The 21649-nt window shown below is 32.0% G+C and carries 20 protein-coding genes and 1 tRNA gene; 15 read left to right on the forward strand and 6 right to left on the reverse strand.

The window, feature by feature from the left end; genetic code table 11:
- Window positions 1–177 precede the first annotated feature (177 nt).
- Both G6CMJM_RS00680 and G6CMJM_RS00685 read left to right on the forward strand, forming a co-directional pair.
- A complete protein-coding gene (locus tag G6CMJM_RS00680) occupies window positions 178–2262 on the forward strand; it encodes a ribonuclease J (protein ID WP_129718566.1) in 2085 nt (694 codons plus the stop codon).
- A 36-nt stretch (window positions 2263–2298) separates the two neighbouring features.
- On the forward strand, window positions 2299–2568 hold the full coding sequence (locus G6CMJM_RS00685) for a hypothetical protein (RefSeq protein ID WP_129718567.1): 270 nt from the start codon (window positions 2299–2301) through the stop codon (window positions 2566–2568).
- A 58-nt stretch (window positions 2569–2626) separates the two neighbouring features.
- Here G6CMJM_RS00685 and tgt read toward each other — a convergent pair whose 3' ends face one another.
- Window positions 2627–3871, reverse strand: a complete 1245-nt coding sequence (tgt, locus tag G6CMJM_RS00690) for a tRNA guanosine(34) transglycosylase Tgt (RefSeq protein WP_129718568.1) — start codon at window positions 3869–3871, stop codon at window positions 2627–2629.
- A 114-nt stretch (window positions 3872–3985) separates the two neighbouring features.
- Between tgt and nusA the strand changes: the two genes are divergently transcribed.
- Both nusA and G6CMJM_RS00700 read left to right on the forward strand, forming a co-directional pair.
- A complete protein-coding gene (gene nusA / locus G6CMJM_RS00695) occupies window positions 3986–5194 on the forward strand; it encodes a transcription termination factor NusA (RefSeq protein WP_129718569.1) in 1209 nt (402 codons plus the stop codon).
- 111 nt (window positions 5195–5305) lie between these two features.
- The gene (locus G6CMJM_RS00700; protein WP_129718570.1) at window positions 5306–6361 is read left to right on the forward strand and encodes a sugar phosphate nucleotidyltransferase; all 1056 of its coding nucleotides are present in this window, start codon (window positions 5306–5308) and stop codon (window positions 6359–6361) included.
- 34 nt (window positions 6362–6395) lie between these two features.
- On the opposite strand, the gene G6CMJM_RS00705 is transcribed toward G6CMJM_RS00700, so the two are convergent.
- Window positions 6396–6896: a methylated-DNA--[protein]-cysteine S-methyltransferase gene (locus G6CMJM_RS00705; RefSeq protein ID WP_165302642.1), complete on the reverse strand. Its 501-nt coding sequence runs from the start codon at window positions 6894–6896 to the stop codon at window positions 6396–6398.
- A 94-nt stretch (window positions 6897–6990) separates the two neighbouring features.
- Here G6CMJM_RS00705 and G6CMJM_RS00710 point away from each other — a divergent pair, with 94 nt between their 5' ends.
- The 9 genes from G6CMJM_RS00710 to G6CMJM_RS00750 all read left to right on the forward strand — a co-directional run bounded on the left by G6CMJM_RS00710 (window position 6991) and on the right by G6CMJM_RS00750 (window position 16894).
- Entirely contained in the window at window positions 6991–9471 is a 2481-nt protein-coding gene (locus tag G6CMJM_RS00710; RefSeq protein ID WP_129718572.1) for an ATP-dependent Clp protease ATP-binding subunit, read from the forward strand.
- Window positions 9472–9498: 27 nt separating this feature from the next.
- Complete coding sequence (locus tag G6CMJM_RS00715) at window positions 9499–10308, forward strand: alpha/beta fold hydrolase (RefSeq protein ID WP_129718573.1); 810 nt, start codon at window positions 9499–9501, stop codon at window positions 10306–10308.
- Window positions 10309–10311: 3 nt separating this feature from the next.
- Window positions 10312–11343 carry a tryptophan--tRNA ligase gene (gene trpS, locus G6CMJM_RS00720; RefSeq protein WP_129718574.1) on the forward strand — a complete coding sequence of 344 codons (1032 nt, stop codon included), beginning with the start codon at window positions 10312–10314 and terminating at the stop codon, window positions 11341–11343.
- Window positions 11344–11346: 3 nt separating this feature from the next.
- On the forward strand, window positions 11347–12525 hold the full coding sequence (locus G6CMJM_RS00725) for an RluA family pseudouridine synthase (protein ID WP_129718575.1): 1179 nt from the start codon (window positions 11347–11349) through the stop codon (window positions 12523–12525).
- Window positions 12526–12531: 6 nt separating this feature from the next.
- On the forward strand, window positions 12532–13311 hold the full coding sequence (locus G6CMJM_RS00730) for a hypothetical protein (RefSeq protein ID WP_129718576.1): 780 nt from the start codon (window positions 12532–12534) through the stop codon (window positions 13309–13311).
- A gap of 44 nt (window positions 13312–13355) precedes the next feature.
- Window positions 13356–14024, forward strand: coding sequence for a tetratricopeptide repeat protein (locus G6CMJM_RS00735; RefSeq protein ID WP_129718577.1), 669 nt, complete (start codon window positions 13356–13358; stop codon window positions 14022–14024).
- A 197-nt stretch (window positions 14025–14221) separates the two neighbouring features.
- The gene (gene sbcB / locus G6CMJM_RS00740; RefSeq protein ID WP_129718578.1) at window positions 14222–15667 is read left to right on the forward strand and encodes an exodeoxyribonuclease I; all 1446 of its coding nucleotides are present in this window, start codon (window positions 14222–14224) and stop codon (window positions 15665–15667) included.
- A 45-nt stretch (window positions 15668–15712) separates the two neighbouring features.
- Window positions 15713–16705 carry an NAD(P)-dependent oxidoreductase gene (locus G6CMJM_RS00745; RefSeq protein ID WP_129718579.1) on the forward strand — a complete coding sequence of 331 codons (993 nt, stop codon included), beginning with the start codon at window positions 15713–15715 and terminating at the stop codon, window positions 16703–16705.
- A gap of 113 nt (window positions 16706–16818) precedes the next feature.
- Window positions 16819–16894: transfer RNA gene (locus G6CMJM_RS00750), tRNA-Thr, on the forward strand.
- Window positions 16895–17018: 124 nt separating this feature from the next.
- Here the strand turns inward: G6CMJM_RS00750 and G6CMJM_RS03170 are convergent.
- The 3 genes from G6CMJM_RS03170 to G6CMJM_RS00760 form a co-directional block, all read right to left on the reverse strand.
- Window positions 17019–17183 carry a hypothetical protein gene (locus G6CMJM_RS03170; RefSeq protein WP_165302645.1) on the reverse strand — a complete coding sequence of 55 codons (165 nt, stop codon included), beginning with the start codon at window positions 17181–17183 and terminating at the stop codon, window positions 17019–17021.
- Window positions 17184–17264: 81 nt separating this feature from the next.
- Window positions 17265–18551, reverse strand: coding sequence for a Mur ligase domain-containing protein (locus G6CMJM_RS00755; RefSeq protein ID WP_129718580.1), 1287 nt, complete (start codon window positions 18549–18551; stop codon window positions 17265–17267).
- Between the two features lie 57 nt (window positions 18552–18608).
- Window positions 18609–18881, reverse strand: coding sequence for a hypothetical protein (locus G6CMJM_RS00760; protein ID WP_129718581.1), 273 nt, complete (start codon window positions 18879–18881; stop codon window positions 18609–18611).
- 118 nt (window positions 18882–18999) lie between these two features.
- Between G6CMJM_RS00760 and rpmG the strand changes: the two genes are divergently transcribed.
- Together rpmG and G6CMJM_RS00770 are read left to right on the forward strand one after the other, a co-directional pair.
- Entirely contained in the window at window positions 19000–19206 is a 207-nt protein-coding gene (gene rpmG, locus G6CMJM_RS00765) for a 50S ribosomal protein L33 (protein WP_129718582.1), read from the forward strand.
- 67 nt (window positions 19207–19273) lie between these two features.
- Entirely contained in the window at window positions 19274–19660 is a 387-nt protein-coding gene (locus G6CMJM_RS00770; RefSeq protein ID WP_129718583.1) for a dCTP deaminase domain-containing protein, read from the forward strand.
- Window positions 19661–19695: 35 nt separating this feature from the next.
- Here the strand turns inward: G6CMJM_RS00770 and G6CMJM_RS00775 are convergent, their stop codons facing one another.
- Entirely contained in the window at window positions 19696–21648 is a 1953-nt protein-coding gene (locus tag G6CMJM_RS00775) for a glycoside hydrolase family 15 protein (RefSeq protein ID WP_129718584.1), read from the reverse strand.
- Between the last annotated feature and the right edge of the window lies 1 nt (window position 21649).

Here is a 21649-nt window from a genome sequence, read left to right on the forward strand (position 1 = left end):
AACCATTTTGAAAGGCCTTAATTTACTAATTACCCCTTATGTAGGGGTATTTTTTTGCTAATATTGACTTTTTATTAATTATTAGTTATTATAGATGTAATTTACAAATACTTGTTTACTAAAAAAATACCCTGTAATACGACTAATATTTTAGTGAACGTTTAAATAAAGGAGATTATGTCAGATAATTTAAGTGATAAGGCCATTCGTGCAAGGCAAAATTTGCAAAAGAAAGCACAAGATTTAGCTAAAAATAGGGAGAAATACGTACCAAAAAGAAATGACGCTAAACAAAAAGCTAAAAAAGCTGAATTTACAAAAAAAGCAGCTAAAGTAGTTAAGAATAACAAAAATAATTCTCAGAATGCTGACGCTAAAAAAGTGAACTTGCCAACAACTACAAGGCGTGGAGCTGTGGTGCGTGCTCAAAGAATGATTAGTAACGATATTAATTTAAGGGCTACTCAGCACATTATTAATATACCTGTAAATAAATCTTTATTTAATGGTTTTAATGGTGAACAGCTAACTCCTACAATTTTAAAAAAGTTACGCCCAGAAAATGATAGCGTAAAAATTATTCCACTTGGTGGACTTGGCGAATTTGGTATTGGTAAAAATATGTTCGCTATTGAATATGGTAATGAAATTTTAATTATTGATATGGGTTCTATTTTCCCTAACGAAGATTACCCTGGAGTGAATTTCATGACCCCTGATATTACTTATCTTGAAGATAATATGCATAAAGTTAAAGCAGTCGCTTTTACACATGCTCACTTAGACCATATTGGTGCTGTAAGACAATTGCTTCCTAAATTTGGTAATTTAATACCTATATATGCCACTGACTTTACGATTGGTATGATAAAGAGGCAAATGGAGGAAGCTGTGGCTGAAGTTTCTCCTAACTACCAAGTGGTAGATCCTTTTAGGCATGAACAAATTAGAATATCTGAAAACTTAACACTTGAATTTGTGCATGTTCTTCACTCTATCCCTGGCTGTGTAGCTATGATAATTCGCACACCTAACGGTAATATCGTACATATGGGTGACTGGCGTTTTGAAAATGACCCTATAGATACACAATTTGACATGCCAAGATTAGCAGAAGTAGCCCAAAAAGAGGGTATAGATTTATTAATGAACGAGAGTACTAATATTGACGTTCCCGGAACACATCCACATAGCGAATATGCTATAGGTGAAAGCATAGGTGAAGTTATGGATGCTTACCCTCACGCACGTTTAATTATTTCATGTTTCTCAAGCCAAATTTATCGCTTACAGTTAATTCTTGATGAAGCTGCTAAACATAATAGAAAAGTAGCTTTTGCTGGCTTTTCGATGATTAATGCTGTAGAAATAGCACTTAGAAGCAAAAAAATTAAAGTACCAAAAGATACTATTGCTAAAATGGAAGATATTGTTAAAATGGACGATAGTAAAGTAACTATTGTATGTACTGGTTCTCAAGGTGAACTTAATGCCGTGCTTAATCGTATGGCTACTGGTGCACACCGTTTTGTAAAAATTAAAGCAACAGATGTAGTGGTATTTTCATCTAGCCCTATTCCTGGTAATGAACCAAAAGTAGCTTCAACTGTTGACGGTCTTATTCGTGAAGGCGCTGGTGTAGTACAACACGGTAGAGGGCATTACCATGGTATTGGGCCATTGCACCTTTCAGGACATGCTTATTATGATGACCACGTAAGATTAGTAGAAACTTTAAGGCCTAAAAACTACTTACCAGTTCACGGTGAGTTCTATATGTTGCAACATAATGCGGAAATGGCACAAAAGGTTCTAGGCCTAAAAAGGGAAAGAATTTTAGTTGCTGATAGTGGTGATATTATTGAACTTACTAAAAATAAAACTATTAAAAAAGGTGGTCGTATTCATGTAGGCTCAATTCTATATGATAATACTGGTAATACCGTGCATGACGCAGTAGTGAAAGATAGGTTACATATATCTACAGAAGGTATTTTTATCATAGTTCTAACTATAAATAAGAAAACTGGTAGACTTATGAAAACCCCTGATGTAATTTCTAGAGCATTTGTATATCTAAAAGATAGTGAAGAGCTAGTAGGTAAAATTAGGCATTATTTGAGAGTTAAGACAGATCGTGAAGTTGGCCGACAGATTGATATAAACGACTTAAAACAAGAAATTAAAGACGATGTATCACACCTACTATTTGATAGTACGGGACACACCCCAATTGTAATACCTGTAGTTAATAAGGTTTAAAAAATAAATAGCTTACTTGTTTTGTCGGGTAAGCTATTGTTCTATTGGAAAAGAGGCAGGAATCAGAAAATACATAGCTTTATTGCAGTAGCATTAAATAGGGTATATATTAAATATGATTGGGGTAATAAATCTGGATGGAATAAAGTAAAAAATGAAATGGTACAACTTCCAACCAAGAATAATCAGATAGATTTTGGATTTATGGAAACGTTTATTTCTGCTATCCAAAAACTGGTTATTGAAGATGTAGTATTGCATACTGATAAAGAAATTAAGCTAACAGAGAAAGTGATAAAAAAGTAAATAAATAAAAAGATTTTGGTATTCTAGCCAAAATCTTTTTTAAATTATTATAAATTTATTATTTTAGATATTTTTGTGCTTTTTCTTTACCGTAGTAGTTCTCTAAAAACTCTTTTTTGTATTCAAAAAATGTGCCGTTTTCCAGGCTTTCACGGATTCTGTCAACCGTGTTAATAACAAAATATTCATTATGTATAGAAGCTAGTGTGCTTGCTAAAATTTCATCAGCCCTAAATAAATGGTTAATATAAGCCTTGGTAAAGTTTTGACAGGTATAGCAATGACAGTCTTTATCTATTGGAGTAAAATCTTCCTTATATTGAGCATTTTTAATATTTATTCTTCCATGATAAGTAAATAAAGCAGCATTACGAGCTTGACGAGTTGGAGCTACGCAGTCAAAAGTATCAATTCCATATTCTACGCCAAGGAATAAGTCTGCTGGTTGAGCCCCCATACCTAAAAGATGCCGTGGTTTATTTTCTGGAAGAGTAGTATTTACCCAAGTTAAAACTTCTGGTATTTCTTCTGGCTGGAAAACTCCACCAATACCATAGCCATCAAAATCTTTAGAACCTAGGAAGGAGGCACTTTTTCGCCTTAAATCTTCTTCTCTAGCGCCTTGCACTACGGCAAAAAGAGATTGTAAAGGTTCATTTTTTACTAAATGTTGATGATTTAACTTATTATGACATTCTAAGCAACGCTCAGCCCATTTATGAGTTTTATTTAAGGCTGAAATTATTTGCTCACGTCCTGCTAATGGGGAAGTTAATTCATCAAAAGCCATATGAATATCTGCACCAATTTTGTGTTGAAGTTCCATAGAAACTTCAGGTGACATAAATATTTTTTCACCAGAGATATGTGATTTAAACCATACGCCATCTTCACCAACTTTTGCTAGCTGATCTTTAGAATGCTGAGCTAATTTAGAAGAACCTTTTTCAGTATGCGAAGTAGCATCGATGCCTTTTTTATAAGCCATTCCTAAAGAAAAAACTTGAAACCCTCCTGAGTCAGTAAAAGTAGGTGCTTGCCAATTCATAAATTTATGAATTCCACCTGCTTTTTGTATAATGTCAGCTGTAGGGCGCAACATCAAGTGATAAGTATTAGCTAAAACCCCTTGTGCACCAGTAGATAAGATTTGTTCAGGAGTTAAAGCCTTTACGGTTGCATTTGTGCCACCGGCTATATAAGCAGGTGTTTTGATTGTGCCGTGTGGAGTTATAATTTCACCAGTTCTTGCTAAAGTTCCTTTAAGTCTAGTGTGAATATTAAAAGTTAATGATTTTTCCATATAGTATATTATAGCATAGCAATAGGGCTTGACTTTTTATAAGTAATTTATTAAAATAATAACTGTTAGTCGGCCAGCAGGTCGGCATTTTTAATAACTGAAAGGTGTAAAGCGATGGAAGATTTAAATATTAAACAAATGCTTCTAGCAGCAAGAACAATTGCAAGCGAGAAGAATTTGCCAGAAGAAAAAATTTTAGAAGTCATTGAAATGGCTATAGCTGCTGCTTGGAGAAGAGATAACGGTGAACGTGGGCAAAATGTAAGAGCAGAACTAGATACTAATACAGGAGAAGCTGAAGTTTTTGTACAATATGAAGTAGTAGATGGCGAGGAAGCTTACAACCCTGTAAATGAAATCGCTTTAGAAGATGCACGTAAAAAACAAGCTGATATTGAAATTGGTGAAATAATTGAAGAAAAATTCCCAGTAGAAACTTTTGGCCGTGTTGCAGCCCAAGTTGCTAAACAAGTTATACTGCAAAGGTTAAGAGAAGCTGAAAGAGAAATTATTTTAGAAGAATATGAAGATAAAATAGGCACTATTGTTAGTGGTACTATATCTAAAATTGACCCTAAAGTTATTCGTATTGATATTGGTAAAGCAACTGGAATTATGCCCCAAAGAGAGCAAATTCATGGCGAATACTTTTCTATTGGACAACGTGTTAAGGTATTAATTAAGACTATTACTAGGGGGGATGTAGATGCTTCTGGACGCGAAAGACCAAGAGCTCCTGAACTTATCCTATCTAGAGGTGATGCAAAGTTTGTAGAAATTCTATTTGAAAAAGAAGTACCTGAACTAGAAACGGGCATGGTAGAAATTTGTGGTATTGCACGTGATGCTGGTAAAAGAACAAAAATGGCAGTACGTAGTACTATGCCTGGCGTTGACCCAGTAGGTACATTCGTAGGAAGCCGTGGTATGCGTGTACAATCTGTAATGAATGAGATTGGCGAAAGGGAAAGAATTGATATTATTACTTGGAGCGAAAACCCAAGTGAATTTATCCGAGAGGCCCTAAGCCCAGCAGAAGTTGTAAAAGTTGAAATAGAGAACGATAATAAAGCAACTGTATACGTAGCTGAAGACCAACAAAGTATTGCGATTGGTAGAGGTGGACAAAATGTAAAATTAGCTAGCCAATTAACTGGTTATGAACTAGATATTGAGCTTGCTAAAAAAGAAGAAAAGAAACCACGCGGAAACATTGAAGACGATTTGTTTAACGCTTTAAATGAAGCAGATGAAGTAGATGTAGTCTCTAACCTAGATGGTGACGAACCAGATAATGAAAAATTTGGTGGTGAAGAACAATAAAAAATCATAATAGAAGATACGGCCATTACTTGACTTTTGGCCGTTTTTCTTATATAATTATAACTATTAGCTTGTAAGCAAGCACATTAAATTTAAAGGAGGTTTTTCGAGATGGTGAGTAAGTATTTCGAAAAGTTGTTAGAGAAGGAGTTCCCTTCTTGTAATTTAGAAAAGATCTCTGAGGAAGAAAAGCGTAAAGCTATTCTCAAGAATCTAAAAATGGTTATACCTTGTGCTGGTAATGGTACAAGAGGATATCCTGCAATGGTAGAGACATCAAAAGAGCTAATCCCAGTTCCTTTTAAAGAGTCCCTGCAAAATATGGTTCTAGTGCAAATTGAAAAAGCTATTGATTCTGGAATTCTTTCCGAAAATATAGCCATTGTTATCTCTAAAGATAAAGATGATATTGTGCAATCTTTAACAGGGGATCATTCTGAAATTGTAGCAAGCCTACGACATAAAGGTAAAGGATTTTTTGCCGATAAAGTTGAACGCGTAAAAATAATTGCACCACAATCTAAGAGTAATTATATTTTACAAGATTGTCCATACTACGGTAATGGTTCTCCTTTAGCTACAAAAGAAACACAAGAATTTATTGGGGATAGTGACTTTTTCTACATTTACCCTGATGATGTTTTTGCAACTATTGGTGACAATGAAATTCAGCAAATTCTAGAAACATATTTTGAATATGGTGGATCTATTCTACCTGCCAAAAATGTGGAAGAAGAAAGTGAATTTTCTAAATATGGTATTGTTGATGGTTCCATTGTTAAAAGACCTAAAAACGGCGTTGGTAATGTTGTATATAAGGTTGACAATATTGTTGAGAAACCAGGGGTTGATAATGCACCATCCAACTCAGCTAGTGTGAAAGGGTATTTATTTGCTAATACATTTTTGATACATCTAAATGAGTACTACCGTCGTTTTGATGGAAAAGATGAATTTATGATTCAAATTCCAATGAAAATAATGATGGATAACGGATTCCCATTTCATGCAGTAGCTATTGACGGTATTTACTGTGATACTGGTAACTATGAAGACTTTAGCTTAACAGTACCAATTATGAGGATGTTCGAAAAAGGTGGAGGCAACTATATTTCTAAGTTAGAAGAAGCCATCAATAAAGCTAAAGAGTATAGAAAAAACCTTTAATTTTAAAAGCTTAGGATATAATTCCTAAGCTTTTTTATAATCCTTCGTGTTGGAGTAGCCAACTTTTACGCGCTTGGCCACCATTATATCCACCAAAATCAAGATCTTTAGTTAAAACACGATGACAAGGTATAATTATAGAAAGCTTATTAGCATTTAATGCATTACCAACCGCGCGAATTGCGTTAGGGTTGTTAATTTTCTCGGCTATTTCAGAATAGGTAGCAGTAAGGCCACTACCAATATTAGAAACTTCTTGCCAAACTTCCTTTTGAAAATCTGTGCCTATAAATTGAATAGGTGTTTTGAAAGTTGCAAATGGATGACGAAAATAATCTTCTATTTCAGCTCTAATTTGTTTTAGGGGTAAGTTTTCCCCTTCTTCAATTTCTGCATCTAAAAAATTAGCGACTTGCTGAATATCTTTTTCCAGATTTTCATTATCTGTAAATTCAAGCAAAAAAAGATAGTCTTCATTGGCTACTGCTAGTATATCTCCAAGAGGAGTAGAAAAGATAAGTTGTTTTAATTGCATTACTATTAGTAATTTTACCATAAGAAACTTTAAAATGCAATAATATTTAGCACTCATATTGTAAGAGTGCTAAAACAATGTTATAATTGATAATATGATACCAGAAGATTTTCAAGAAATTATTACTAATATGAGCGACAATGCCCAAAAGGCATTATTTAGGGCAGAGCAATTTTCCCGAGAATTCAATACCGGATATATTGGAACGGACCATATACTGGCTGGAATATTATCGGTAAAGTCAAGTTTAGGAGCTCAAATAGCTGGAGAGAACGGCTTAATTTTTAATAATTTCTATAATCTTTTAAAAGAAAACCCTCCTATAAAAAAGGAACTACCTAATTTTAGCAACCCTGATATTAGAGCAATGAGCGAGACTGCTGTTTTTGCCCTTCGTATGAGCTGGGAGATTTGTAAAGAGTTTAATCACGAGCAAATAGGCACAGAGCATATTTTTTATGCAATCCTACAACAAAAAAAATCTGACACTAGAGCTAAATTGCTTAATATGAAACTAGACTTAGAAAAAACAATTGAAGCTATTGAAAAAGAATTCGCCTCACAAAATATTGAAATGAAACATAACCTTAATTTCAATAGTAGAAAATCTGATAATATATCTCGAGATATGATTGCATTAAAAAAATATGCCGAAGATTTAACTGAAAGAGCTAAAAAAGGTGAGATTGATAAAATTATTGGCCGTAAAAAAGAAGTACAAAGGCTTATTACGGTTCTTTTAAGAAGAAATAAAAGTAACCCAATTTTAATTGGAGAGGCTGGCGTAGGAAAGACTGCAGTAGTAGAGCTTTTAGCTCAAAAAATTACTGCCGGAGATGTACCACCCCAGCTAATTGGCAAGAAAATTTACGAGATTGATTTAGCTGGAATGCTATCAGGCACTAAATTTAGAGGGGAATTTGAACAGAGGCTTAAAAATGTAATTAAAGCGTTAGAAAATCACCAAGAAATTATTGCTTTTATTGACGAGATACATTTGCTGGCTGGTACTGGGTCTGCAGAAGGTGCTATGGACGCTGCTAATATTTTAAAGCCTGCACTTGCTAGAGGTAAAATTAAATTAATAGGAGCTACAACTTTTGATGAGTTTAAAAAGACTATTGAAAAAGACTCCGCATTAGATAGACGCTTTCAATCAATTATTGTTGAAGAGCCAAGCGATAATGAAGCACTTGAAATATTACGTGGTATATATAATAATTATGAAAAATACCATGGCGTAAAAATAAGCGATGAAGTATTGAAAGAGGCAGTTTTTATGAGCTCTAGATATATTTTTGAACGGAAAATGCCTGATAAAGCAATAGATATCTTAGATGAAGCTTCAGCATTACTTGCAAGCGAAAAAACAGCAAAACCTAGCCGTATAAATGAGCTTAACGCTGAAATAGAATCACTAAACAATAAACAATTAGACGCCGTAAATAATGAAGATTATGAAAGGGCTGCTCTTTATAAAACTAGAATATCTCAGTTAACTAAAAAATTAAAAGAAGAAGAGAGTCTAGTTAAAAGTCAGCAAATTTTAGATTTAACTACCGACTATATAGCAAGAGCTGTTAGTCTTAAAACAGGGATACCAGTAGAAAAATTAAATAAGAACGAATTAAAAATCCTCCAGAATTTAGAAGATCATTTATCTAAAAAAGTTATTGGACAAAAAGAAGCAGTAGAAAAAGTCAGTAGAGCTGTAAGAAGAAACAAGAGTGGAATTTCTGACCCTAAAAAACCTATTGGTTCATTTATATTCTTAGGCCCTACAGGAGTAGGAAAAACCGAATTAGCTAGAAAACTAGCCAGTGAAGTTTTCGGAAGCTCTAAAAGTTTAATAAAGATAGATATGAGTGAATTTTCAGAAAAGCACAAAACTTCTCAGCTTTTAGGGGCTCCTGCTGGATATGTAGGCTATGAAGACGGTGGAACACTTACTGAAAAAATTAGAAGACAACCATATTCAGTAGTTCTTTTTGATGAAATCGAAAAAGCCCATCCAGATACTTTTAACCTTTTATTACAATTGTTGGAAGAGGGAGAATTAACTGACTCTAAAGGAAGAAAAGTAAGCTTTAAAAATACAATTATTATACTTACTTCTAATTTAGGTGCTAACGAGATGATGAAAGAGTCTAGCCTTGGTTTTGAAGCACAAAAACAAAATGATGATAATTTAGAATTAATACATAAGCGTAATGAAAAGCATACACGCAAAGCTTTAGAAAAAATGATGCGTCCTGAACTTATAAATCGTTTTGACGGAATTATTACTTTCAGAGCTTTAACGCGCGAAGAAATTGGCAGAATTTTTGATTTACAAATTGAATTATTAAACAATAGGCTTATTCGTCAAGGACTAACTGTAAAAGTTCGTAAATCAGCTAAAGATTTACTAATAGAAAAAGGTTATGACAAGAAAAATGGAGCTAGACCACTAAAAAGGGTGATCGAGGATTTACTAGAATATGAAATTGCAGAAAAAATTCTATGCAATGAAATCGAAAAAGGAACACAAATAATAGCTACAGCTAAAAATGGAAAAATTATCTTAAGCTCTTAGCATATGGTACAATTATATTAATAAAATATGGATAAAATATTACATAAATTTTTGGGAATTCCTTATAAGCTAAGCATTTCTAATTTGTATATAAAAGAGAATTCAAAAGCTACTATTGTTTTTGTGCATGGTTTAGCTAGTTCTAAAAATTTATGGAAAGAATTTGAAAGCCATTTACCTAAAGATGTAGATATTTTGACTATAGATTTATTAGGACACGGTAAGTCACCAAAACCATTATGGGGAGATGCCCAAGCATTAAAGAATCAAGCTAGATCTATAAGAAGAACTTTATTAAAAATAAAAGATAGGAATAAGCCAATAATACTAGTAGGTCATTCATTAGGGGCCCTAGTTTCTGCTGAGTTTGCTTTTTTATATCCTAATACTGTAAATGCTATAATACTATTATCGCCCCCTATATATAGAAACAAAAGAGAGAAACAGGGTTGGCGAGAAAGAATACTTAAAAAGTATTATCAAGCCATGATTAATCACCCAAATGTAGCACAAAAAATGGTTGAGAAAATAGCAAAAACTAGTTTTATTAACGGAGGAACTAAAATTGAAAATAAAGAAGATTTTTTACCTTTGATTAATAGCCTTGAATATTCAATAGTTAATCAAAATAGTTTTTTAATACTGAAAGATATAACCATTCCTACTAAAATTATTTATGGTGCTTTTGACCCTGTAGTGATAGGTAAAAATATTAAAGAATTAGAAAAAAGCAATAAGTATATATCAGCAACATTAATACCTACCTGGCATGATGTTAGTAAAATTATGATGAGATATATCCGTAAAACAATAAAAGAATATTTAAAGGAGAGCTAAATAATGGATAAAAAAATAATTCTAACAGGAGATAGACCTACTGGAAGACTTCATATAGGTCATTATATTGGAAGTTTGCGAAACCGTGTAGAATTACAAAATAGTAATAAATTTAATGAAATTTTTGTAATGATAGCAGATGCACAGGCATTAACAGATAATGCTAAAAATCCTAAAAAAGTACAAGAGAATGTTTTAGAAGTAGCCTTGGACTATCTAGCTGTTGGCCTAAACCCTGAAAAAACTACTATTTTTATTCAAAGCCAAGTACCTCAACTTGCTGAACTATCACAGTACTATGCTAACTTAGTGTCTATTTCTAGGTTAGAGCGTAACCCGACCGTAAAAACAGAGATTAAGCAGAAGAATTTTGGTGAAAGTGTACCAAGTGGTTTTGTATTTTACCCTATCTCTCAAGCAGCAGATATTACGGCTTTTAAGGCAACAACTATTCCTGTTGGAGAAGATCAAGCCCCAATGATTGAACTTACTAGGGAGATTGCTCGTTCTTTTAACCAAACATATGGTTCGAATGTTTTAGTTGAGCCAGAAATGTTTTTAGCAGAAGAGGGTATTTCACGAAGACTTCCTGGAATTGATGGCATAAATAGTAAAATGAGTAAAAGCCTTAATAACGGCATTTATTTAGCTGATTCTTACGAAGAAATGAAAGCTAAAGTGATGAAAATGTATACCGACCCAGACCATATAAGAGTAGAAGATCCAGGTAAAATTGAAGGCAATGTAGTTTTTGCCTATTTAGATGTTTTTGCGAAAGATAAGCAAAAAGTAGAGGAAATGAAAGCTCACTACCAAAAGGGTGGCCTTGGTGATGTCGCTGTTAAAATGTATTTAGTAGAAGTATTGGACGAAATCCTTAAACCAATACGAGAAAAAAGGGAAGAATTAGCTAAAAATCCTGAAGAGGTATATAAAATGCTAGCTATAGGTAGCGAAAAGGCTAGAGCTAAAGCACAAGAAACTTTAGAAGAAGTTAAAGATGCAATGCAAATTAATTATTTTAAGGATTTATAGAGTATGGCAAAATTTAATAGTGGTGATATATTAAAAATACTTCGTAAGTTTAATATAGCTAATGAAGATAATGTACCTCGTAATATTGAAGAGCTAAAAAAGGTACAGCCTGATCAATTTTCTGAAATTTTTAGCTTTAAATTTAACAATAATAAATTTTTTGTTATTAATGACGGCACAGCAGAAGATGACGAACAATATATATTAGAATTACTTAAAAAATTATTTGGCGATTTGGAAGGGAAGCTAGCAGAAAACCCTAACGATGATTTATTTGGCTTTGTATTGCCTTTTGAAGGTAAAGATATTTATTTGTTCCAAGTAGTTCCTAGTAAAATTCGCTTAGATGTAGCGTTAGCTAAAAAATACGACAACCTTTCAAGGTCATCTATTCAAAAAATGGTTAAAAATGGGTTAGCTAAAGTTAATGGAAGGATTATAACTAAAGTTAAAGAGCTAGTAGATGAAAGTACTGACCTAATAGAATTAGCAGAAGTCCAAAAAGATGCTAAACATATTGACCTAGAAATTATTTATGAAGATGAAAATGTAATTGTAGTGAATAAACCAAAAGGGATATTAACACATAGTAAAGGCGTACTAAATAACGAATTTACTGTTGCAGATTTCTTTGAACTCCATGGTTGTAATTTTGCTAAAGGTACCAATAGAGCTGGCATAGTTCACCGTCTTGATCGTGAAACTTCAGGTGTTATTATAGGCGCTAAAAACGATACTGCTGCTAAAAAACTACAAAAGCAATTTAGCGAAAGGACTACAAAAAAAGAATATATAGCTATAGTTGAAGGTGTTCCAAACCCTAATAAGGCTATTATTGACTTGCCTATAGCAAGAAATAATTCTCTTCCAAGTACTTTTATAGTAAATGCTAAAGGGAAAACAGCACAAACTAAATATGAAGTACTAGAAAGCAAGAATAATAGATCGTTAGTTAAGTTAAACCCTAAAACAGGAAGAACACACCAATTAAGGGTTCATTTAGCTTATATCAAACACCCTATAGTTGGCGATAGAGTTTATAATGACCGTTATAGTGAAAAAGATAGTCGTATGTTCCTACATGCAAAAAGTTTAGAAATAAGTATTCCACCAAATAATACAAATACAACAAGCCAAAGAATGGTGTTTGAATCACCATTGCCTAATAATTTTATATTATAGATAATAATGAAGCTAAAAATATCCCAAAAACAATCTACAATAATTGAGATACCTCGTGGTTTTGGATATGAATTTATAGAGGATTTTTTAGATATACCTAAAGATATCAATAAATTCTATATAGAACCAACGGTACATACAAATCAAAAAATAGAAAGTATTAATTCCGATGATATTAAGGATCTTCAAGCTAAAATCATCTCTAAAAACTCAAAACATTCTTTTTTCTTTATTAAAGACAGTGAAAAAATGAATGAAATAGCACAAAATAAAATGCTAAAAACTCTTGAAGAGCCAAATAATAATATTACTTTTGTTCTTTTTACTGAAAATAGAGCTAGTTTTATAGATACTATCATCTCAAGGTCGCAAGTACTTAAATTATCGCCAATATCGAAAGAGGATAGCTTAAAAATTATTAAAAGTTATAATTTAGACAATGATACTACTCAAAAAATATTATTTATAGCAGAGGGATTGCCGGGTAAAATTGTAAAATTAGCTACCAATAAAAAATATTATAAAGAGCAAATAGAAATAATTGAGCTTGCCAAAAAATGGGTTCAAGGTAGTAAATATGATAAGATTATTATTGTTTCTGGTTTGAAAAATGATAGGCAAAAAACACAAAAGCTTTTAGAGGCAGTTATTAAAATTTTATCTATAAGTATTTGGAAAAACCCAAATGAAAATACTAAAAAAATATTAGCTAAAACCTTAAATGCTTATAAACAAATTTCTAAAAGTGGCAATATAAAAATAAATTTATTAAGTATTATTATTTAACAAGCTACCGAAAAAAGCCGAAATATGTTATTATATAATAAGTTATGTTTGTTTTAATATTTATTCTGGTAGTAGTGGGATATATCCTATACAAAAAACCAGAAGATTTAAAAAATAAGTCACTTCCAGATAATCTAGCCCTAAAATTTGATAAATTATGGCGAGTAGCTCAAGAGGCTATTGTTGATAAAAAATATTTAAAAGCTGAAAAAATACTGTTAACAATTTTACGTTTTGATGAAAAAAATGCAACAGCCTATAATAGGCTAGGAATTATTTATGCTGGTCAAAAAAATTATGATGAGGCTATTGAGTGTTTTGAAATAGCACAAAGTTTAGAGAATAGCCCATCTAGCCTTCATAATGTAGGGTTGATATACCTAGAGACGTATAATTTTAAAAAAGCTGCCTTAGCTTTCGAGCAAGCTTTAAGCTTAGAAGATAGTCTACCTGCAAGGCATATTGCTTATGCTAAAGCTTTAGAAGGGCTAGGTAAGGAAAAAGCAGCAATATTAGCATTAGAAAAAGCGGTAGAGAAAGAGGCTCGCCCACAAACCTTGAGAGCATTGGGATCTTTATATTTAAAAACCAATAACACCGATAAAGCTCAAGAAATTAAAGAAAAATTAGATTCTTTAAGGAGTGATCGCTTAACTATTAAACAAAATAGACTATCTAATAGTAGTGCAACTACTAAAAAAATAGAAATGTAGTTTTTATTTTAAAAAATAAAAAAAGCCCTAAATGAGGGGCTCAATATATAATATAAAAATTTAAGTTTTTTATGAACCTTACTTATTTTATGGTAATAACGGTTCACCTAGAAAGTGGTGGATTTTATTATACCTCATGCATACAAGAATAATAAAGCCTGTCGCTAAAATATTAAAAATATATTATTATATATAATATGAAAACTTTCTTTTTTTATGATTTAGAAACTAGTGGTTTTAGCCCTAGAGATGATAGAATAATGCAATTTGCAGGTCAAAGAACAGATTTAGAGTTAAACCCTATCGGAGATCCGATTAATATTTTAGTAAAGCTTAATGATGATGTTCTACCAAGCCCATCAGCATTAATGGTTACAAAAATATCTCCACAAAAAACAGTACAAGAGGGGTATAGCGAGGCTGAATTTGCTAAACTTTGTCAAGAATCTTTTTTCACCGAAGACACTATTGCTATAGGCTATAACAATATTAGGTTTGACGATGAACATATGCGTTACTTATTTTGGCGTAATTTTTATGACCCTTATGAATGGCAATGGAAAGATGGTAGATCTCGCTGGGATATGCTAGATGTAGTTAGAATGGTTAGAGCATTAAGGCCAGAAGGAATAAATTGGCCATTTAAATTAAATGAAGAAACTGGTGAAGAAATTGCTATAAATAAGCTAGAACTTTTAACTAAAGAAAATGGTATAGAGCATGAAAATGCCCATGATGCTCTAGCCGACGTAGTAGGTTTAATTGAAGTTACTAAGCTAATAAAACAAAAGCAACCTCAGATATTTAATTATTTGTTAAAAATGAGGCAAAAAACTAATGTCCAAAAAATTGTTAATTTAGAGGATCCAAAACCTTTCGTATATTCATCTGGGAGATATTTAGCAAAATATCAAAAAACAACTGTGGCTTTTCCGATAGCACCAGCTAAAAATAAAAATGTAATAGTTTGGGATCTAAGGGTGGATCCTACTCCTTATATTGATTGGGATTTTCAAAAGATAGCAGAAAATATTACTGCTACGTGGGAAGAAAGGCAAAAAGAGAATTTTGTGCCGTTACCTATAAAAACACTTCAATACAACAGATGTCCAGCCGTTGCCTTAACCGATGTACTAACAAAAGATAATTGGCAAATGTTAGAGCTATCTCCTGAGATTATTACTAAACATATACAGCTTCTAGCTAATAACCCTCATTTAGTAACCAATATAATGACTGCTTTAGAACAAAAAGAATCATTTTATAGCGAAAATGAAGCACGAAACAAAAACGTAGAAGCTAGGCTATATGATAGCTTTATAGATAATAAAGATAAAATTAGAATTGAAGCCGTAAGAAATGCTGGAGCAAGAGAGCTAGCTGATTTTAACCCTGAGTTTAATGACGAAAGACTGCCAGAGTTATTGCTTCATTATAAAGCCAGGAGCTTTAATAAAACATTAACAATTGAAGAAAAAGAGAAATGGGAAAAATATAGGGTAGAAAATATCCAAAGAATGCTACCTAATTTCAAAAAAGAATTAGTTGAGGTATCCAATAGAGAAAACCTTACAACTGAACAAAAGTATATTCTAGAAGAAATTAATTTATGGCTAGAAAATATATTGCCTGATAATATATAGATAGTGGATTGAAAAAAATAAACGTAAGCTTTATAATAAACATATATGAAAATTATTGCTTATAGTGTTAGAAAAGATGAAATTCCCTATTTCGAAAAATTTGCTAAAGAATTTGGGGTAGAGTATGCTACCACAAGTAAAGAGCTGAATGCTAAAACAGCTTATTTAGCAGAGGGTTTTGACTGTGTATCTGTTTATACGTCTAGTAAAGAAATGAATGGGGCATGGGAAATATTAGCTAAATTTGGTATAAAATATTTTTCCGTAAGAACTGCCGGTTTTGATGGATGTAATATTAAACAAGCTAATATACAAGGTATTAGAATCGCGAATGTTCCACGCTATTCGCCAAGTGCTATTGCTGAATTTGCAGTAGCTATGACATTATCTGTAGTTAGACACTTACCTTTAGCATTAAGGCGAGCTAGAGTTCAAGATTTTTCTGTTGATGGGCTAATAGGTAGAGAGTTAAATACTATGACTGTTGGTATTATAGGTACTGGCAATATTGGTAGGGCTAGTGCTAAGGCTTTTAATGCTTTTGGCTCTAAAGTAATTGCTTATGATATGTACCAAAACGAAGAAGCTAAAAAATATTTAGAGTATAAAAGTCTAGACGAAGTTTTAAGGCAAAGCGATATTATATCTTTACATGTTCCTTTAACTAAAGATAATTACCATATTATCAATAAAGATTCTATAGCTAAAATGAAAAAAGGTGTAGTAATTATCAATACAGCTAGAGGAGGGCATGTAGACGGTAGAGCTTTACGAGATGCTTTAGTTGAAGGTAAAGTTGCCGCTGCAGGCTTAGATGTATATGAATTTGAAAAAGGTATGCTTAAAAAAGATTTAAGTGGAGTAGTAATTAAAGACGAAATTTTTAGAGATTTAAAAAATTTACCAAATGTTATAATGACGCCACATATAGCATTTAATACTGATGTAGCTGTAAGAAATATGGTAAAAATATCTACCGAAAATTTAATTTCTTTTTACAATAACGATAATTGCAATAATGAACTTAAAGTTCAATAAAATACAATAAGATAATAATAAATAGGGTTTTACAATATAGTAAGACCCTATTTATATACAAAACAGTAAATTATTGCTATAAATAAAGCTTTTTAGTATAATATTATAGTTACGCCGCGATAGCTCAGTTGGTAGAGCGCATCCATGGTAAGGATGAGGTCACGGGTTCAAGCCCCGTTCGTGGCTCCATTATATTTTAAAGATTTCTACATGCGGTATAGTACATGAGCCGCCTTCCTTGTGAAGGCGGTTTTCTCATTCCTAAAATTAAACCTATTTTATTAATTACAAGAATATTTTATAGCCGACTAAATTATTTACCTAGAGCTGAACTATTTGCTTTTATTATATCCTTTTTCGTCATTGGAGCAGGGGTTTTTAGAGCAAAATAAGCCGCCAAAGCACAAATAAGCCCACAACCACCAATTAAAATTATTGCCATTTTAATATATTTTTTTAATTTATTGTTATTTTTCATAGACTTCCCGTCCTTTTTTATTTCATTTTATTAAAACTAATAATAAGTATAAGCTATTTAAATACCTAAAGTCAAATAATATTATTTACTAAATTCACTACGGACCAAACCGTCTAAACTGCCAGCGCTCATTACTAGAACTAAATAATTATTCTTTTGATATTCTTTTATAGTATCTATTAAAGGACTATCTAATTGACTAAAAATAGCTTTATCTTTAATGTTTTTAGCTAGAAATTGAGGGGTTAATATTTCAAGACTAGGATCTTCTCGACTAAGATAAGTCGGAAGCCAAATAACTTTATTAGCAAATTTAAATACATCTTCAGTGTATTCATTTTGAACTTCAACTTGCCTTACATTTTGATGAGGCTGATAAATTAATACTACGCCTTTAAAACCTTCCTTATTGGCTACTTCTTGAGCCATCTCTAAGGTAGAGCAAACTTCTACAGGATGATGCCCGTAGTCACTATAAATGCCATTTGCTATTTTTTCAAAGCGACGCACAGTACCTGGGAAACTATTAATTGCTTTTAAAGTACGTTCATAAAGATTTTCGCCAAAATCATAGCCAATAGAAGCTAAATATTCTAAGGCTTCTAAAACTAAGGTGGCATTTTTGCGATTATGCGTGCCAGCTAAAATAATATTACTATCTATATCTTTTAGAATAAACTTATTGTGAATATCTTCAAATATCTCACCATGTTCATCTTGCCAAGATACAGTAAAATCACTCTGCCTAGCAAACTGCACAAAAGCGTCTAGATAGTCCTTTTCTGTTCTATAGATATCTGTATGATCATGATCTATAGAAGTAATTAAACTTATAGTAGGGGAGAAGTGGAGGAAGTTACGGTCGAATTCATCAGCTTCATATACAAAAAAATCTGATTTAGGGTCAAAATATCCACTGTCACCAAAAGTTAATGTTGTCCCTATAGACCAACTTACCGGTACACCCAATTGCTTTAAAACCCATATCATCATACCTGTAGTAGTTGTTTTGCCGTGTGTACCTGATATGGCTATTAACTTAAGCTTTTTTTGTTCTATAATATAATTTAAAAGCTCATCTCGTTTGGTTATTTTTATACCTAAACTTTTAGCCATTTTAATTTCGGGATGATCTTTAGGTAGGGCGGCCGTATAAACAAACCAGTCAACGCCATTTTCTATAAACTTAGTTTTTAAGAAAGAGCCATCTTGATTACCTATTTCTATGTCGATATTCTTTTTTTTAAGCTTTTCGACCATCATACTATTATTACTATCACTACCAAAGATGGTATAGCCAGCACTTTCAGCAATATCTGCTAAAGCACCAATTCCAACACCACCAATTCCAGAAAGATAAATATTCATAATATATATGATACCATATTTTAAGATTAAAACCCTATTTTAATAGAGTAAAAAGAGTTATTTTTTCTTTGAGCTAGTAGAGGATTTTTTAGATAAAAAGTTGCTTTTTAAAGCACTGCCTAGTGCCCAAATAATAGCATTAGTGATGTATATAATTAATGCAATAAATGAAAGATATAACACTTTATAAGCTAGATCATGGTTGAAATAGTTAATAATAGTGCCAATGACAAAAATTATTACAAAAAATATAAGATATAGCCTTTGTAGAGATACTCTTTCATTATTAGCAGAAAGGTATTTATTAACATCTTTAATAATTTTATTCATTATTTATATAATATCATATTTATTAATAAAGTCAATAACTAGAGTCTATACTGTTGCTTTATTCTTTTTTGTATGGTAGAATAGACAAGAATTGTAAATAATAATTTTAAGAGAGATTATGGCTAAAAAGAATACTAAACGAAAAATTATCGGTCTTGTAAGTGAAGCTACTGGTCACCGAATTTACTATACTCGCAAAAATACTCAGAATACACCTGAAAAACTTTCTTTGCGAAAATACAATCCTAAAACTCGTCAACACGAAGTGTTTACTGAAACTAAGAAAAACCTTGGTAGAAACGAAGTAAAACCACGTAAGGGATAATATATAAGACAATAAACCCCCTATCTATTGATAAGGGGTTTATTTTTAATTTATTAAAGGATAGAAAATGGAAAATAATAAACTTGTAGCCCATACTAAAGGTAGTATTGGATTAGATTTACACGCCAAAACAGATGATATTTTATTACCAAAAGAAACAAAAATTATTAAGAGCAATTTAGATGGTCCACTAGCTGCAGATTTTAGTATAGCTGGAATAGTAGCTCCAAGATCTTCAATGTCTAAAAGGGGAATACTAACACATACCGGAATTATTGATGCTGACTATTTAGGGAATGTTGGGATAATATTAACCAACTTAACAGAACAACCTATAGAAATAAAGAAAAATGAAAGAATAGCTCAAATACTATTATTTAAAAAAGAAACTTTTATAATTCCGAATTTTATAGATAAAGATAGAACTGGCGGTTTTGGTTCTACTAATAGCTAAAAATGCAATTAGCCCTTTAGTTAAAAACTAAGGGGCTATCTTTCTTCCAAACTTATTAAATCTAGAAGAGCAGAGACATATTCTGCTTGACTCCACGTAAGTGGTGCTACAGATAAATTATTTAAGTTTATTGGGTTTATTTGTTCTGCAAATATACCAGTTGAAGATTGCCTATTTTTAACCCATTCAATAATTTCCATTGCCTTTTCTTTATTGCCATTAGAAATATAATATTCAGCTCTCCATAAGCTAGAGATAATCCATAAATTAGCCTCATAATCGTCAGCAAAACGATAATATATATCATTCTCAAAACGAGGAAGACCTATGTTCTGTTTAGCGTTAAACCTTTCCTCTAAGGATTTAATAGCTTCTTTTATTCTATTATCATTATTGGGGAAAAGACCAAAAGTAAAAACACCATAAAAGCTAGAAACATCTATTCTGTCATCTAACTCACCATTATTTCGAATACCTCTAAAAAAGTATTTCTTTTCTCTATTCCATAAAATATTATTAGCCGATTTAGTAATGTTTAAACCAACATTTGACCACTTTACACTATCAAAAAATGAGCCATATTCTTCAGCAATTTGACTGGCTAGTACTAAAGATGCATACACTATTGAAGAAGTATATGTCGTAGATAAAAAATCCATTTCCCATAATTCGTAGTTAGATTTTGGTAAATTATTCTTATCTATAGTAGAACATAGAAAATCTGCCATAGGCTTAATTAGATCATTATAAAATTCTGCAAGAAAAAGATCATTTCTGAACTTATTATAGTATTGCACAGCTAAAAATAGAATGCTGGCAGTTTCGTCTAGCTGAATTGGTAAATTATTAGATTTATCATCTTGTAAATATGGATGCCAGCTTGGGCCTAGCTCTCCATTAGGTAAGTATTTGTGAGCAATATATCCTTGGCTGTTAATTGAACTTTTACAGAACCTTAAAAACTTTAGAGCTTCTTCTTGATAGCCCATTCTAACAAGAGGCCATAGAGCATATAAAGCATCTCTAGGCCAACAATAAGAATAGTCATCTCGTGCATGTCTCAGCATTTCACTATCATTGCTTGCAATAGGTGCACCACTTTTAGCTAAATGAGATTTAACTAAGAGGAGACTATTAATAAAACCTTTTCGGTATTCTAGAGGTAATTTTTCTGAAATATTTATAGCCGGTCTTAACCATTCATTCCAATATTTTTGTGTATTTGCTATTACTTTCAAAAAATTATCACCCCTTACTTTAGCTAAAATATTTTTATTGTAGCCGTGATTATCTGACATGGTTATTATATATTGAAGTAGGGCAGAAGAATGTGGCTCTAAAGCAACATCTATACCAATAACAGAGTCAGTTTGCCCATGCTCTACATTACAGCTAGATAATATCCCGTCTTCAGCATCCATCCATGAGCCTATTTTATTTTCTATACCGAAAAGACCAACAGTATATTGATCAAAGCTTTTATATATAAGCTTGCCTTTCCCCATAATAACTTGTTCTGCTGTAACTAGAAAATTACGATTGCCACGATAATGTAAAATTGCAGATATATCTGGCAAAAATTGAACAGTATCCGCCAAGTGTTTACTTGCATTTATGGAGAAATTTTGATGAAAATAGAATTTTAAATCGAGTTTATTTGAAGATAAATTACGAATTTTTACTTGTCGAATAAAAGTATCATACTCACTAGGAACTAAGCTTGTAATGTCTATTTGAATATCTAAATCAGGGTGAGTTGCAATAGTTTTAGCAATTAAAGAATTATTTACATATTCCGTTTGCAAAAACCATTCTTGATTTATCCAATACATTTTTTCATTAATATAAATCCCTATACGATGGAAGATATCCTCCCCTAGAGTATGGTTATTATAGCCGTTATCTGGAAAATAAAAATCACTAACAAGGCCATGTTCATTTAGGCCAATATTAACATTTCCGTTACTTAATATTGCACTTTTTGACATC

The organism is Candidatus Nanogingivalis gingivitcus, from assembly GCF_004151455.1.
In the GTDB taxonomy this organism is placed as follows: domain Bacteria; phylum Patescibacteriota; class Saccharimonadia; order Saccharimonadales; family Saccharimonadaceae; genus Nanogingivalis; species Nanogingivalis gingivitcus.

Excerpts from the sequence above, each read along its gene's own strand:
- G6CMJM_RS00700 (WP_129718570.1), top strand. The coding sequence starts at position 5,306 with ATGGTGAGTAAGTATTTCGAAAAGTTGTTAGAGAAGGAGTTCCCTTCT.
- G6CMJM_RS00755 (WP_129718580.1), bottom strand. The coding sequence starts at position 18,551 with ATGAATATTTATCTTTCTGGAATTGGTGGTGTTGGAATTGGTGCTTTA.
- G6CMJM_RS00725 (WP_129718575.1), top strand. The coding sequence starts at position 11,347 with ATGGCAAAATTTAATAGTGGTGATATATTAAAAATACTTCGTAAGTTT.
- G6CMJM_RS00775 (WP_129718584.1), bottom strand. The coding sequence starts at position 21,648 with ATGTCAAAAAGTGCAATATTAAGTAACGGAAATGTTAATATTGGCCTA.
- G6CMJM_RS00770 (WP_129718583.1), top strand. The coding sequence starts at position 19,274 with ATGGAAAATAATAAACTTGTAGCCCATACTAAAGGTAGTATTGGATTA.
- G6CMJM_RS00745 (WP_129718579.1), top strand. The coding sequence starts at position 15,713 with ATGAAAATTATTGCTTATAGTGTTAGAAAAGATGAAATTCCCTATTTC.
- tgt (WP_129718568.1), bottom strand. The coding sequence starts at position 3,871 with ATGGAAAAATCATTAACTTTTAATATTCACACTAGACTTAAAGGAACT.
- rpmG (WP_129718582.1), top strand. The coding sequence starts at position 19,000 with ATGGCTAAAAAGAATACTAAACGAAAAATTATCGGTCTTGTAAGTGAA.
- G6CMJM_RS00710 (WP_129718572.1), top strand. The coding sequence starts at position 6,991 with ATGATACCAGAAGATTTTCAAGAAATTATTACTAATATGAGCGACAAT.
- nusA (WP_129718569.1), top strand. The coding sequence starts at position 3,986 with ATGGAAGATTTAAATATTAAACAAATGCTTCTAGCAGCAAGAACAATT.
- G6CMJM_RS00760 (WP_129718581.1), bottom strand. The coding sequence starts at position 18,881 with ATGAATAAAATTATTAAAGATGTTAATAAATACCTTTCTGCTAATAAT.
- G6CMJM_RS03170 (WP_165302645.1), bottom strand. The coding sequence starts at position 17,183 with ATGAAAAATAACAATAAATTAAAAAAATATATTAAAATGGCAATAATT.
- G6CMJM_RS00735 (WP_129718577.1), top strand. The coding sequence starts at position 13,356 with ATGTTTGTTTTAATATTTATTCTGGTAGTAGTGGGATATATCCTATAC.
- G6CMJM_RS00680 (WP_129718566.1), top strand. The coding sequence starts at position 178 with ATGTCAGATAATTTAAGTGATAAGGCCATTCGTGCAAGGCAAAATTTG.
- G6CMJM_RS00730 (WP_129718576.1), top strand. The coding sequence starts at position 12,532 with ATGAAGCTAAAAATATCCCAAAAACAATCTACAATAATTGAGATACCT.
- sbcB (WP_129718578.1), top strand. The coding sequence starts at position 14,222 with ATGAAAACTTTCTTTTTTTATGATTTAGAAACTAGTGGTTTTAGCCCT.
- G6CMJM_RS00705 (WP_165302642.1), bottom strand. The coding sequence starts at position 6,896 with ATGCAATTAAAACAACTTATCTTTTCTACTCCTCTTGGAGATATACTA.
- G6CMJM_RS00715 (WP_129718573.1), top strand. The coding sequence starts at position 9,499 with ATGGATAAAATATTACATAAATTTTTGGGAATTCCTTATAAGCTAAGC.
- trpS (WP_129718574.1), top strand. The coding sequence starts at position 10,312 with ATGGATAAAAAAATAATTCTAACAGGAGATAGACCTACTGGAAGACTT.